10 protein-coding genes are annotated in these 13,719 nt (G+C 64.3%); 6 read left to right on the top strand and 4 right to left on the bottom strand.

The features are described 5' to 3' along the window. Positions 1–13 precede the first annotated feature (13 nt). From NMQ11_RS11720 to NMQ11_RS11710, 3 genes are read left to right on the top strand one after another with little or no spacing between them, the layout of a single operon-like run. Positions 14–1,354, top strand: a complete 1,341-nt coding sequence (locus tag NMQ11_RS11720) for an anaerobic glycerol-3-phosphate dehydrogenase subunit C (RefSeq protein WP_255168336.1) — start codon at positions 14–16, stop codon at positions 1,352–1,354. Further along, complete coding sequence (locus NMQ11_RS11715) at positions 1,354–2,517, top strand: Cdc6/Cdc18 family protein (protein ID WP_255168335.1); 1,164 nt, start codon at positions 1,354–1,356, stop codon at positions 2,515–2,517. Before NMQ11_RS11720 ends, NMQ11_RS11715 begins: the two co-directional genes overlap by 1 nt. A 56-nt stretch (positions 2,518–2,573) precedes the next feature. Further along, the gene (locus NMQ11_RS11710; protein WP_255168334.1) at positions 2,574–4,670 is read left to right on the top strand and encodes a hypothetical protein; all 2,097 of its coding nucleotides are present in this window, start codon (positions 2,574–2,576) and stop codon (positions 4,668–4,670) included. 5 nt (positions 4,671–4,675) lie between these two features. On the opposite strand, the gene NMQ11_RS20180 is transcribed toward NMQ11_RS11710, so the two are convergent. After that, positions 4,676–4,765: a DUF7503 family protein gene (locus NMQ11_RS20180; protein WP_425607710.1), complete on the bottom strand. Its 90-nt coding sequence runs from the start codon at positions 4,763–4,765 to the stop codon at positions 4,676–4,678. Positions 4,766–5,046: 281 nt separating this feature from the next. Beyond that, positions 5,047–7,791 (bottom strand): oligosaccharyl transferase, archaeosortase A system-associated, encoded by a 2,745-nt coding sequence (locus NMQ11_RS11705; RefSeq protein WP_255168333.1) that lies wholly within the window; start codon positions 7,789–7,791, stop codon positions 5,047–5,049. 224 nt (positions 7,792–8,015) lie between these two features. Here NMQ11_RS11705 and aglG point away from each other — a divergent pair, with 224 nt between their 5' ends. After that, positions 8,016–8,957 (top strand): glucosyl-dolichyl phosphate glucuronosyltransferase, encoded by a 942-nt coding sequence (gene aglG / locus NMQ11_RS11700; protein WP_255168332.1) that lies wholly within the window; start codon positions 8,016–8,018, stop codon positions 8,955–8,957. After that, positions 8,954–9,913 (top strand): glycosyltransferase, encoded by a 960-nt coding sequence (locus tag NMQ11_RS11695; RefSeq protein ID WP_345781435.1) that lies wholly within the window; start codon positions 8,954–8,956, stop codon positions 9,911–9,913. Before aglG ends, NMQ11_RS11695 begins: the two co-directional genes overlap by 4 nt. Before the next feature lie 72 nt (positions 9,914–9,985). Here the strand turns inward: NMQ11_RS11695 and NMQ11_RS11690 are convergent, their stop codons facing one another. Both NMQ11_RS11690 and NMQ11_RS11685 read right to left on the bottom strand, forming a co-directional pair. After that, positions 9,986–11,431: a lipopolysaccharide biosynthesis protein gene (locus tag NMQ11_RS11690; protein WP_255168331.1), complete on the bottom strand. Its 1,446-nt coding sequence runs from the start codon at positions 11,429–11,431 to the stop codon at positions 9,986–9,988. A 184-nt stretch (positions 11,432–11,615) separates the two neighbouring features. Beyond that, entirely contained in the window at positions 11,616–12,869 is a 1,254-nt protein-coding gene (locus tag NMQ11_RS11685) for a glycosyltransferase family 61 protein (protein ID WP_255168330.1), read from the bottom strand. Positions 12,870–12,958: 89 nt separating this feature from the next. Here NMQ11_RS11685 and NMQ11_RS11680 point away from each other — a divergent pair, with 89 nt between their 5' ends. Then, complete coding sequence (locus NMQ11_RS11680) at positions 12,959–13,714, top strand: hypothetical protein (protein ID WP_255168329.1); 756 nt, start codon at positions 12,959–12,961, stop codon at positions 13,712–13,714. Positions 13,715–13,719: the final 5 nt, after the last annotated feature.

The following is a 13,719-nucleotide window of genomic DNA, read 5'->3' as shown; positions in this document are numbered from 1 at the left end:
CCGATTCGATCCAATGAGTGACACAGAACAACCCACCGACGACCACGCGGACGACGAGTTCGAACCGATCCAGGTCTTCCCCGAACCCGAGGAGATGGACCTCCGGCCGGGGGCGGACAACTGCTACAAGTGCTCGACCTGCGACACCAACTGTCCCGTCGCCGAGGTCGACGACGAGTTCCCCGGTCCGAAGTTCCAGGGCCCCGAGCAGTGGCGGCTCAAGCGCCAGGACGACCACGACATCGACGACTCGGTGATGAAGTGCTCGAACTGCATGCGCTGTGATCACGCCTGTCCCTCCGAAGTCCCCCTCAGCCAGATGCACAACACCGCTCGCGGCGAGTACGTCGCCGAGAACATGAGCAAACGGTCGCTCGAGTACTGGCGCAACCGCCTGCTCTCTAACTACGGGACGATGGCCCGAATCGGTAGCAAGGTTCCCCGGCTGACGAACTTCGTGATGGGACTGTCGATAACGAAACTGGTCAACGACAGGTTGTTGGGCATCACGAGCGAACGCGAGTTTCCCGAGTTCGCGACGGAAACCTTCAGAACGTGGTGGGCCGATCGGGGTGGCGCGGCGATCCAGAGCGACGACAGGCGCGTCGCCTACTTCCACGGCTGTTACTCGAACTACAACACCCCCGAGGTCGGCAAGGCGATGGTCCGGGTGTTCGAACACTTCGGCTACGAGGTGCTCGTCCCCGATCAGCGCTGTTCGGGAACGCCGATGTACGCGAACGGGATGCTCGGCGACGCTCGCCGGGCAGCAGAAACCAACGTCCCCGAGCTCGCCGCGGCCATCGAAGACGGCGCGGCTGTTATCGCCTCCTGTACCTCCTGTTCGATGTCGCTTCGCCAGGAGTACCCCGAACTGTTCGACCTCGAGGGCGTCCACGAGGTTTCCGACAACACCTGGGAGGCCCTCGAGTACCTCCGCGTTCACGAGGATCTCGAGGCTGCGCTTTCGGGAACCGCGGTCGATCTCCCGGATCTCGCCTACCACGCGCCGTGTCACGCGCGCAACCAGGGCCTCGACGGCCAGGCGATCGAAGTGCTCGACGCCATCGACGGCGTCGACGCTCACGACGTCGGCGACTCCTGCTCGGGAATCTCCGGCACCTACGGCTGGAAATCCGAGAACTACGACACCTCGATGAAGATCGGCGAGGAGATGTTCGAACACATGGAACGAGCCGACGCCGACACCGGTCTCACCGAGTGTCCGACCTGCGCGATGCAGATGGAACACGGGACCGGCTACGAGATCAAACACCCGCTGCAGGTGCTCGAGACGGCGCTGATCGGCGAGAACGACCGGTCGGAGACCGGCGGCGGGGCGGAGTCGAGGTAATGGACCTTCACGAGCGCATCGACCGGCGACGCTCGGCCCGCCGCGATCGATCGATCGTCGCCGACCGCGACCATCTGAATCCGGCCGTCCATCCGTCCGAACCCGTCAGCCGCGGTCCCGTTCTCGAACAGCTCCTCGACGAACTCGAGCCCGTTTTCGACGGTGATCTCCCGCCGGACGTCGCGGTCGTCGGGCCGCCGGGATCGGGAACCTCCGCGGTCGTTACTGCGCTGTTTTCCGCGCTCACCGACCGCCTCGCCGCTCGAGGTCGGCCGATCGGGACCACGACTCGAACCGGAGACGCCGAGTCGTCGACGTGGCTCGTCTACGTCGACGCGAGACGCGCAACCAGCGCGTTCGGGTTCTACCGCGCGGTTCTCGCCGCAATCTCGGCGGAGACCGTCCCCTCGAGCGGCGTCGGAACCGACGACCTCCGAAACCGGTTGCGAGGGATGCTCGAGGGGGACGACCGGCGGGCAGTGGTCGCGCTCGACCACCACGACGAACCGGCGACACCCTCGGTCGACCGCGCCCGCGAACTCCTGAAACCGGTCGACGACCGCACCTCGCTCGTCGCCGTCGGCCAGCAACGGCCCGACGGATGGACGGACGCCGCGGTTTCGGTTCCCTCCTACCGCAGCCACGAACTCGTCGACGTGATCACCGAGCGAGCGTCGGCGGGGCTGGCGCCGGGCGCGCTCGAGCACGATCGGCTTCGCGACCTGGCCGCGTGGGCCGACGGAAACGCCCACGACGCGCTCGCTGCGCTGTTCGCCGCCGCCGTCCTCGCCGCCCGCGCCGGTCGCGATCGGATCGAGGGCGAACACCTCGAGCGCGCGAAGACGGACGTCCCGCCCGACAGCGTTCACGTCGACCGCGCGCTCGCACTGTCTTCTACCCGCCAGCGCGTTCTTCTCGAGCTGTTGGCTGGAGACGTCGGAACCCACTCGATTCAGGAGATCGCGGAGACGATCGCCGCCGACTCGTCGCTGACCGCCGGCACCGTCACCCGAATTCTCTACGAACTCGCGGACCTCGAGGTGCTGGTGCGTACGCCGCTTTCGACCGGCGAGGACGGGGGTCGCTCGAGTACCGTCGAGCCTCGGTTTCCATCGATCGCATTCCGCTCACTCGCTTCGAAACACGACAATCGTCGAACCTGAGGGGCGGTTGGTTTTTAGTCGTCCGGGTGAATATCGGATTATCAAAGCGTAGTGACATGGCTATTGAATTCGAAGGGACAACGGATCCGGTTGGACTCGAGGTATACGACTCGATAGAGCAACGCCGGCTCCACGTACGAACATCCGATTCGGTTTCTCCGACGCTCATCGACTCTGAGCAGTTTTGTTTTCCGGTCGACACCGCCTGCTCGGTCAGCACCGCGTCGCTCGTTTTCGACCAGCGATACTCTGTCCACCTCCACGATGAAAACGGGCAGACGACCCGGAGTCTCGAGGTCGGTGAAAGCGCGTCTTTCGACGACGATATCCGGTTTATCGGGCTGGGCGGACCGATCAAACTCTATTGTCGTATCGAGAGTCCGGGCCAGATCAAAACCGGTATCGATTCGATCCACTTGACGTTCGACCAACGGACGACTATCGAGATCGGCGCTCGATCCCTCCACGAGCAGCCCGCGGGAACGATACGTACGCCGGACGAACCGAAACAGCTGATGAAAGCCGTTTCGGCGTTTTCTTCGGCTCTCAAGACGACGTCCCCAGAACGCTCGTGGCCGACGCTGCGAGGCCACCCGCCGTTGATTGAACGCGGCCCGGAACTGGAGATTCCACCCGCCATTCGGCAACCGGAAACCGTCGTTACGATCTCCGTTCCACCGACCCTCCAGAACCTGTACGCGGTCGCCCCGCTTTCGTTCTACCTCGGTGCAAATATCGAACCGGGTTCTACGGCGGCGATCAAAACACCGAGTGTATCTCACGAACTTGGTGTTACACGCCGGCTGGAAGACGACATAGCACGGACGCTCAAGCGCTTTCTCCTCCTCGACTGTTTAGTGCGTACGGAGGGGTTGTACCAGGACGACCTCCACGAACGAACCGCGCTCGAAGCGGATCTTCCGTTCGATCTGGCGGACACCTACAACGCGTCGATTTCGACGCAACTCAAGCGTTATCTCGAGGTACCATACGATCGACTCGAGCCGTACATCCCTCGCTGGCCATTGACAGCGCACGTTCCGTCTACCCCTGCCGGAGCCGAAATCCTTCCATTCATCGTTAATGAACTCGGAATCGTTCGAGAACCACGAGGGGTAATAACCCAGAATAAAATAACAACTAACGGAAAAACGCAGTTTGTTCGATCGGCACGGCAGTACCGATCACCATCCCCAACCGATCAAAAAAATTCACTCACTTTCATTGAACCGTCGGTGATCGATGAATCGATTGAACACGCTTGGTTTGGTTCCCATATTCCACGTAGTGCCTCGAAAGCAACTCTCGAAGCATACCAGAACCAACTTGATCGAAAAGCAAGAAACGAATCGATTGAAATTCTCGTTGTTTGCAACGATGCTCGAATGATTAGCGAGCACGATATGATAGATGAGACGTATGGTACTCGAGAAGCATTACCATTCGATGTTGATTCGAGGTTTGGGGTCTCAAGCGAAGAACTCAAATTACTATTAACCAGTGGCGGATATGACTTCTTACATTATATTGGCCATGCAACTTCTGATGGATTACAGTGTTCTGATGGAGATCTCGATGTGAGATCGCTATCATCAGTCAATATTGGTGTCTTCTTTCTTAACGCGTGTCAATCCTACGAGCAGGGACTCGCCCTTTCGCGCCGCGGTGCTTTCGGTGGGATTGCTACCGTTGGGGACATTGTGAACGAACACGCTGTTGAGGTCGGTGAAACGATGGCACGGTTACTGAATCTTGGTTTTCCGCTCCGTGCAACACTTGAGCTTGTGAAAAATACTACAACACTCGGAAGCCAGTACCTCATCGTCGGTGATGGGTCAACGGATATCGCTCAGTCGGATGGTGGAGCGCCAACAGTTATGAGTTTAAACCGAGATGGTGTACTGTTTGACACTTTCTTCAGATCGTACTCAACTAAAGAACTTGGTGTTGGATCTGCAACGTCGCCAAACATCAAAACGGCTACTGGAAAACATCTAATTCCGGGTAAAATATCTCTATCAGATGTGTCTGAGGATGAACTTGAGGAATATCTTACATGGGTTCGAATGCCTGTTCTTGACAATAACTCTATAATGTGGAATGATGAGTTCGGTTTTCATGGAAATCTAAATACAGAAAACCCCACCGAATAAGAGATCTATGGACCAGGGTTTGTTGAAGAGGCAGTCGCTGCTACTGAACTAGCCTGTCCTAGCAATAAGACTAGTGTAAATAGTACGCCGATCATTCGAGGGTGTGCTTCGAGGTAATCCTTCATGCTGTCTTTTGCGGACATTGTATTCACAAGACTATTGCCAACGGAAATCAATCTATCTTATCTTTTTAGAGGTGTTAGTATAAAATTGCGATCTCTGGGAAGGGGCGTCCGAAATAAGTACTGACGGCCACACGGACTGCAACTCCCCGTCAGGCGCTCTATCGCATCCTCACTCGAGCCGCCGCCGCTCTCGTTGACGCCTCACCCTCGTCGTTCGACGCTGCCTACGCGTTCGTATCGGGATCCTCGAGTCAGTCCGTCGCTTCCTCGAGCGTCACGTCGATGCTGTCGCCGTCGACGACGGCGGTTTCAGGGACGGACGCGGTCCCGGCGTACTGTCGCTCGAGGTCGTCACCGTCGCCGGTTGCGATGACGATCTCGTACTCTTCGAGGGCCTCGACGCTGCTGTCGGTGTAGCCGTCGTCCGTTCCGAGTTCGTCGTTCGTCGCGTACGGGACCGTCAGTTCGAACGCGCCGTCTTCGACGTCGGCTTCCTGCGTGTAGGTGAACGTCCGACCGGGGGCCGTCTCGAGTTCGATCTCTGCGTACACGGTCGCCTCCTCGTCGAGCGCGCTGTCATCGACCGTGCCGGTGAGGGTCGCTCCTTCGACGCGTTCGAACGTCTTGACCGACGAGGCGAGGTGGCCGTCCCAGATCGCGCCGCCGAGGGACTGGTCGACCGCGCCGTCTTCGCGCGACTGGGCGAGATTGTCCCGGATCTGCTCGGTGTTCTCGTTCCAGCCGTCGTCGAGCGCGAACGAGTTGCGCGGGACCGGCCCGTCGTTGCCGAGCATTCCGCCGACGACGGCGTAGTCGTCGGCCTCGTGGACCAGTCGGTAGTGCTCGAGCCCGTCCGCGTCCTCGAGGTAGAGGCTCGCGAGCATCGTATCGTAGTACGCCTCGCCGGGTCCGTGAAGGGTCTCTTCCTCTCCGTTGATCTGGTACTGGTTCTGTTCGAGGTAGGCGCCGTAGCCGGGGCCGGTCCACGTCGAGATCGCCCCGAACTTGCCGCCCGCCATCTTGTGATCGATCATCACGTACCGCAACTCCTCGTGGGAGTCGTTCCCCTCGAGCTGGCGTTCGATCTCCTCGTCGCTCGCGTTCGAGACGGAGACGTCGGCTGCGATGCCGTCCATGATGAGCTCGCCCCGCTCTTCGGACTGGGCGGTCAGGAACGCCGACGAGGAGCGTGCGTTCTGCTGGAACGGGTTCGAGTGGGGGATCCGCTCGCCCTGGACCGTTATCAGGTGGCCGTAGTCCCACCACGACATCACGCCGTAGGCGCCGACCGGGTACTCGTAGTTGCCGTCCTCGGGGTAGTCGTACGTGCCGTAGTACTCGAGGTCGCTCGCGTTGTCGGCGCCGCCCCAGTCCCCGGGTGCGGGCGTGTTCTCCTGAAGCCAGTGGTTCGACTCCTCCCAGGTCTGGCCGTCGTCGCTTGGGAACGCCGCGGCGCCGCGGTCCCATGCGGTGCCGGCCGCAACGGGCGGCAGCAGCGGCGCGAACAGCAACATCACGACCAGCAACAGGGTGATCACCTGGTAGGTCTCGATCTCGCGGATCGAGCGGACGCCGCCCTCGAGGTCGAGGTTGAACAGCCGGATCACGTCGGAGACGAAGACGGCGTTGACGACCGCGACGGCGAGGACGAGATAGTACGCGAAGCGGACCTGCGTCGCGGCCATGCTGATCAGGAACAGCGACCAGACGAGGATCAGCGTGTGCTCGGCGCGGTACGTCCGTCCGAGAAGCGGGCCGAGTGCGAGCAACGCGAGCCCCGCGAGCATCGTGTAGAACGCCATCCCGAACTCGGAGAAGACGTGGCTGTTGAAGTCCTCGGGCGGCTGGGCCTCCGAGATGGTCATGTCCGTCTCCGTGGCGCCGATGGGGATGAGCCGGCGAACCAGGTTGTCCGAGAGCGTTCCGAAGAGATCGGGGAGGGCCAGCGCCATCGCCCCGAAGGCGACGAACAGGAGTCCGCCGATCGCGGCGGGGTAGTAGATCGGGTCGATCGACCGGCGGTTCCACTGTCGGGCGAGCCACGCCATGAACAGACAGCCCGCGGCGACGAGGGCCGCCGAGATCGGCTGGAGGTAGCCGAAACTCGTCGTGCTCGTCGACCACTCCTCGATCAGGAGCGCGGTGACGATCGCCGTGACGCCGAGACTGACCGCCCCGACGAAGGCGACGTGGTCGGGTGAGATCCCGCGAACGTAGTCGAGACAGAGCTGGACGGTAAAGAAGACGGCGAAGATTCCGATGAGGACGACGCCGGGGGGCCACACCCAGATGTACAGCGAGAGCGCGACTCCGGCGAGAGCGCTGTAGATCGCGGGCGTCCGCAGCGCGGCCCAGTCCCCGTCGACGACCAGTTCGTAGATTGGTTTCTCCCGCTCGGCGACGCGAAGGGCGACCATCATCGCGAGGACGGCGAGCGCCATGAACAGCACCTCCGCGACGTGGTGCTGGAGCTGGCCCGCGGTCGTCCGGTAGAGAAACGTTCCCGGCGCGAGCGCGAGGAGTACGACCGAGAGGAGGCCGCCGATCGTTCCGCCCAGTCTGCGGCCCATGTAGAACACCGGAATCGCGACGAGGGCGGCCATTACCGGCACGGCGAGCAACGAGACGGTGTACAGCGTTTCCGTCGACGGATCGCCGAGTCCGACGACCATCGCCGCGGTCACGATCAGCTGATCAAACAGGGTGCCGAACTGGCCGACGTACCGCCCGGTCGGAAAGCCGGTCCAGACGTCGAACGGCATCGTCCACGGGTAGTTCTCCGCCGTCCACTGGACGGTTCGCCAGTGGTACCAGGAGTCGACGGCGGCGAGGGCGGGCGTTCCGTCGTCGGTGACGAACCGGTCGTACGACTGGGTGCGGACCCAGATCATAAACAGCATCACGATCCCGATAATTGGGATGTGATACCACTCCTCCCACGTGTCGAGGACGGAGGTCTCGGCAGCCTCGTCGACGTGTTCGGTGTCAGTGCTCATTAGGTTCCAACAGTCGCAAGCCAAGAATAAGCCTTGTCATATACTTGCTCGCGTTTCATGTTCGGGACGGGCGAACGAGTCGGAGAGCCGATCGTATCCTACGACGGCCTGACGTACCGATTTCTCTGCGTAGCCGCGAACCGCCTTGGGCTGTACCGGAGACGACCTCCGGTCGTCCGTCTGAAGGGCAAGGCTTATTCGCCGCTCACGGAAACCGAACGCCAATGAAGGTCTCCGTCGTCATCTGTACGTACGCGATGGAGCGCTACGACGTGTTCTCGGAGTGCGTCGAGAGCGTCCTCGCCCAGACGTACGAGCCGCTCGAGGTCGTCGTCGTCGTCGACGGTAACGACGCCGTCTTCGACCGGGTCTGCGAGGAGTTCGGCGACCGCGAGGGCGTCGTCCTCCACTGCAACGACGAGAACCAGGGCATCTCCTCCAGTCGAACGCGGGGAGCGAAGATCGCCACCGGCGACGTCGTCGCCTTCATCGACGACGACGCGGTCGCCGAGCCCGACTGGATCGCGGAGCTCGCGCGCGTGTACGACGAAACCGACGCGATCGCCGTCGGCGGCCACGCGAAACCGGACTGGGTCACCGAGAAACCCGACTTCTTCCCCGCGGAGTTCTACTGGCTCGTGGGCTGTGACGAGCGAGGGATGGGCGAGCACATGGAGGAACTGCGGAACACCTACGGTTCGAACATCTCCTTCTACCGGGAGGTCTTCCTCTCCGTCGGCGGCTACGACGAAAACACGGGCCGCAAGGGCGACCGGCACATCCAGGCCCACGAGGCGCCGGTCTGCATCCGGATGGCGAACAGGTACGGCAAGGGCGTGATCTACAACACCGACGCGGTCGTCAACCACAGGCTGTTCGACTACCGCGGGGACTTCCGCTGGCTCGTCTTCCGCTCGTTCTGGCAGGGCTACTCCAAACGGATCATGGACCTCCTGCTGCCGGAGGCCGCTGGCGACAAGAACGACTACCTGAAACGGCTCATGCTCGAGTTCGTCCCGATACGGGTTCGCGACCTCGTGCGCGCGCCCTCAATGCCCGAGCTCAAGCAGCTCGTGGCGATCTTCGTCTTCACCGGCGCGGTCGGCTTCGGCTACCTGTACGGTCTGACGCAACCCCGCCGGGAGCTGATCGGAGACGACGCGTGACGCTCGTCGTCTCCCCCGACGAGCGCCTTCGCGTCCTCCAGCTCGTGACCGCTCGAGAGGTCTTCTTCGACCAGCAGATCGACACGCTCGAGCGAAAGGGCGTCGAGACGACGGTGCTCGTCGTCCCCGGTGCCGACCAGATCGACGGCGCGATGGGCCGCGGTCGCGGGCCGAGGGAGTACCTCCGGTTCGTCCCGCAGGTCCGCCGCGAGCTTCGCCGCGGCGAGTACGATCTGATCCACGCGAACTACGGCCTCACGGCTCCCTACGCGATCACGCAGCGTCGGCTCCCCGTCGTCCTCACGCTGTGGGGGTCCGACGTCGTCGGCTTCGACGGACTCGTGACGAAGGCGTGCGCCTGGCGCTGTGACGCGATCACGGTTCGCAGCGAGGAGATGCGCGAACTGCTCGGCCGCGATGCGGAGATCCTGCCGAGCGGGATCGACCTCGAGCGGTTCGAACCGATGGATCGCCGGGAGGCCTGCGAGGCCGTCGGCTGGGACCCGCGGGCGACGAACGTGCTGTTCCCGTACGCGCCCGACTACGAGCGAAAGAACTACCCGCTGGCCGAGCGCGTCGTCGCGCGGGCGAGCGATCGGCTCGACGACGAGATCGAACTCCGGACCATCTCGGGCGTGCGCCACGACCGGGTGGCGACGTACATGAACGCCGCCGACGCGCTGTTGCTCACCTCGAGACACGAGGGGTCGCCGAACACGGTCAAGGAGGCGATGGCCTGCAACCTGCCGGTCGTCTCGACGGCCGTCGGGGACGTCCGGACCCGCCTCGAGCGCGTCGAGCCGTCGGGCGTGGGGACGTCCGAGGACGAACTGGTCGACCACCTCGTTCGCGTCCTCGAGGTCGGCGAGCGGTCGAACGGCCGCGAGGTCGTCCGGGAGGTGAGCTGGGAGCGAATCGGGGATCGGCTACTCGAGATCTACGCGAGCGTGCTGTAACGCCCACGACGCGCGAGCGGGAAACGCGTCGCCGGAGGCCCACGTCGCGGTTGACCCTGCCGCGGCCAGCGGTTAGCGGCCGGCGACGCGCGGGAGGTCGACGGGGACATTCTCTCTGACGACGGTCCGAAATCGCGCCGACATCGCGAGCAGGGCGACCGTGTAGACGGCCGCGCCGATCCCGACGATGACGACCGTGACGATCGCCGCGGGCAGCGTCTCGGCGGGCGGGCCCGCGAGGAGCGTCGCCGGGTAGACCGCCGCGGCCATGAGGAGCGCCGCCGCCCACTGGCGGCCGATCTCGGCGACCGGGAGTTCGAACGCGAGGCGCCGGCGTATCAACCAGAACGCGGCTACCAGGCCGACGGCGGCCGAGAGCGCGGTCCCGACCGCCGCGCCGACCCAGCCGAACGCGTAGACGAGCGCGACGTTGGCGACCACGTTCGTCCCGATGAACAGCCCGTTGACGCGAAACGCGACGTCCGGACGGTCGATCCCGTTCAGGGTGTTCAGGAGCTGGTCGAGGTAGGCGTACAGCAGCGAGCCGAACAGGAGGATCGGGAGGACGGCCTGCCCCTCGACGAACTCCGCTCCGTAGACGGCGAGGACTCTGTCGCCGACGAGTATCCCGCCGACGGCGCCGGGGATCAGGACGAACCCCGCAAAGGCGAGCGCGTCCGTCGTCAGCCTGGCGATCCGACCGGACTCCCCCCGCGCGCTCTGTTTGCTGATCTCGGGGAACATGGCCGTGCTGATCGCGTGAGCGAAGATCAGGAAGAACGAACACAGCGCCCACGCGATCGAGTAGATCCCGACGAGCGCGCTCGAGACGAGCGCCCCCAGAATCAGGATGTCGGCCTCGCTGAACGTCTTCCCCTGGACGCGGCCGAGCCAGGAGTACTTCGCGAACTCGAGCAGCTTCGCGTAGTGACGCCGCGAGGGGCGTTCGAACCGGGGGGTGAGTACGACGACCGCGACCGCCGCGGCCATCACCCAGCCGGTCGAGTAGCCGATCAGCATCCCGGTGAGCTCGAGGCCGGCGAGGACGAGCGCGATCTGGACGACGGCCCGGCCGCCGATCTTCAGCGGTTTCAGGACGGCGTAGACGTGGACGAGGTGTCGGCCCTTCAGCGCGGCATTGAACAGCGAGTAACACAGGCTCGCGAGCAGCATGAAGACGATGAGCCAGTGAACGTCGGCGCCGATATAGGCGTTCACCTGCTCGTGGAACGCGAGCACGCCGATCGCGAGGACGAGAAACAGCGAGAGGATGATGCTGGCTCCGGCCCAGAAGTACGCGTTCGGCTCCTCACCCTCGCTCATCCGCTTCGTGATCGCGCTCGAGAGCCCGATGTTGCCGCCGATGCCGAGGCCGGTCACGACCGCGAGCGCGACGGCGTAGTAACCGAGAATCTCGGGCCCGAGGATGCGGGCGAAGTAGATCGTCGCGACGAAACCGATTGCGGAGGCGGCAATTTCGGCGACGAACTGGAGGAAGGATGTCTGCCCGATTCTCATAGCCGGCGTTGGCGTACAGTTCCCACCCGTCGGTAAACGTCCTTCGTTGTCTTCCAGCCCGCGTGACATTCGCCGATCACAACGCGTTTTCCGCGGGGTCGATCGAACGGCGCCTCTCGCGACTGCAGAACCCCCTCTCGTTTCGACCGGCGATCGCTGGTGAATTACCGCTCCCTCGCGCCGGTCAGCAGTACCGGGCGGCGTGCGCTCGAATCCGCTCCGGGTCGACCGCGAGATCGGCTCCTCTCGGCTCGCACCGCATGTACTCGTACTCGAGTCCGAGCGCCGAGGCGAGCATGCAGTAGGTCGGCTTGACTTTCTCACCGAACAGTTCGACCAGCGCGCAGTCGCTCGCGAACGCGAGGTTCGCCAGCCCGGCGCCGTGGGGAGCGACGATCACGTCCGTCTCGAGGAAGAGCCGCGCCTGGTCGGCGAACGCGAGGTTGGAGAGCGCGTGCGACTCGAAGCCGAGGGGGGAGAGCGCCTCGAGTACGGCATCTTCGTTGAGCACGCGCCGCCGGCCCGCGTCGGCCCGCGAGATGTAGAGGCGCCGCCCGCCGTTTGCCGGCGGGTCCGGCAGATCGGACGGCTCGTCGCCCTCGAGCCCCTTCCGGAGCTCGGATCTGAGCCACGCGCAGGCCGCCGGCGAGGTGAGCTTGTAGGTCAGGTCGTACTCGAACAGCTGTTCGTACGCTGACCGGCGCTGCTCGGGCGAGCGGACCGAGGGAACGACCAGCCGGTCGACCGCGGTGTCGGTGCCGTCCCACTCGAGGAGGCGGTCGTCGCCGTAGCGGAAGCACGCGAGCGAGTCGCGGACGTACGCCGGCGCGGCCTCGGGAAGCAGAACCGACGGCCGGACGCCATATTCGGCCTCCCACCGACGGAGCCCCTCGAGGCGCGGCAGTCCCTTCAGCACCCAGTGGGAGTACCCCTCGAGGGAGGCGTCGACGAGCGAGCAGACGGTTCCGAGCCGTCGATCGGTCGCCCGCGGGCCGGAGAGCGAGCCGGGTCGTGCGGTCGCCAGCGCGAACAGCCGCGGATCGGCGAGCAGCGAGCGCTCGAGGCGGTCGCGGCGGCCGAGGGACGTCTCGAGGAGGAACGCGCCGTCCGGCCCGACCGCGAGCGCGTCCGGTCCGAGCAGACGGGCGTTCGCGACGGTGCAGACGACCGGCCGCTCAAGTCGGTACTCGCCGGCGACCCGCTCGAGCTGGGCGGGGGCGTCCGCTGGCGGCTCTACCGTAATCGTCTCCGCGCTGCCGATCGATCGACAGCCGCTCGCGATTCCCGACAGCTCTGCTCGCGTCCGGTAGGGAATTCGAAGCCGGGTCGCGGCCGTCGCGGCGATCAGTCGCGGCTTCGCCGCCGTTTGAACTCCGCGCCGCAGGAAATCGACGGGTCCGACGGCACGGGCCTTTCGACGCGCGCGTCGGAGTGACATGCTCTCGCGTTCGTCGAGCGCGACCAAATCGCTGACGGCTCGCGGCGATACCGGACGGTATTTACCGCGCTCGGGCGAACGCCCGATCCATGTCAGTGGTCGCGCGAGCCCGGTCGGTCGTCGCCTCCGGCGGACTCCGGGGGCTCGTCTCCTCGGGACGGGCGTACCTCGCTCACCACCCTCTGCTCGCCCGCACCCTCGCTCACGCGAGACTCGAGTACTACCGTTCGGTCCACGGCTACGAGGCGCTCGCCGACCCGTTCGCGCTGATCGAGGTCGACCCGAACGCGATAGTCGACGCGAACCACGGAATCAACAAGTACCTCGAGGCGGGCGCGGTCCGGGGCGGCGACTGGGACCGCCGGGTCGTCCCCTACGAGGAGTCGTTGAAGTACCGGTCGGTCGAACAGCGATTCGTTGAGGGCCGCGACTGGGAGGAGACAGTCGGCCACGACGCGCTGTGCCGACGGCTCGAGGCCGAGGGCGAGGTCGACGGCTGCTTCTCGCTCGCGGATCTGCAGCGGCGGTACGAGCGCATCGACGGGCTCTACGAGAGCATGCGCCGACACGGCTACGACCCCGCTCGCGGGTACGACGGGCCGGACACGCGGGTGTCGACGGCGCTCGATCAGGTGTGTGTTAGCATCGGCCGCGACGGCGCGTTAATCTTCTGTGGCGGCGGCAACCACCGTCTCTCGATCGCGAAGGTGCTCGAACTCGAGACGATCCCGGTTCGGGTCGTCGTCCGCCACGCGGCCTGGCAGGCCCGCCGAGAACGCGTTGTCGCGGCGGGACTCGAGGAGTCACAGTCGCACCCGGATCTCTGCGAATTTGCGGAGCCGTAGCCTCG

It is taken from the genome of Natrononativus amylolyticus, assembly GCF_024362525.1.
Lineage (GTDB): Archaea > Halobacteriota > Halobacteria > Halobacteriales > Natrialbaceae > Natrononativus > Natrononativus amylolyticus.
Note: the sequence above shows the minus strand (reverse complement) of the source record. Positions and strands in the feature narration are given on the sequence as shown.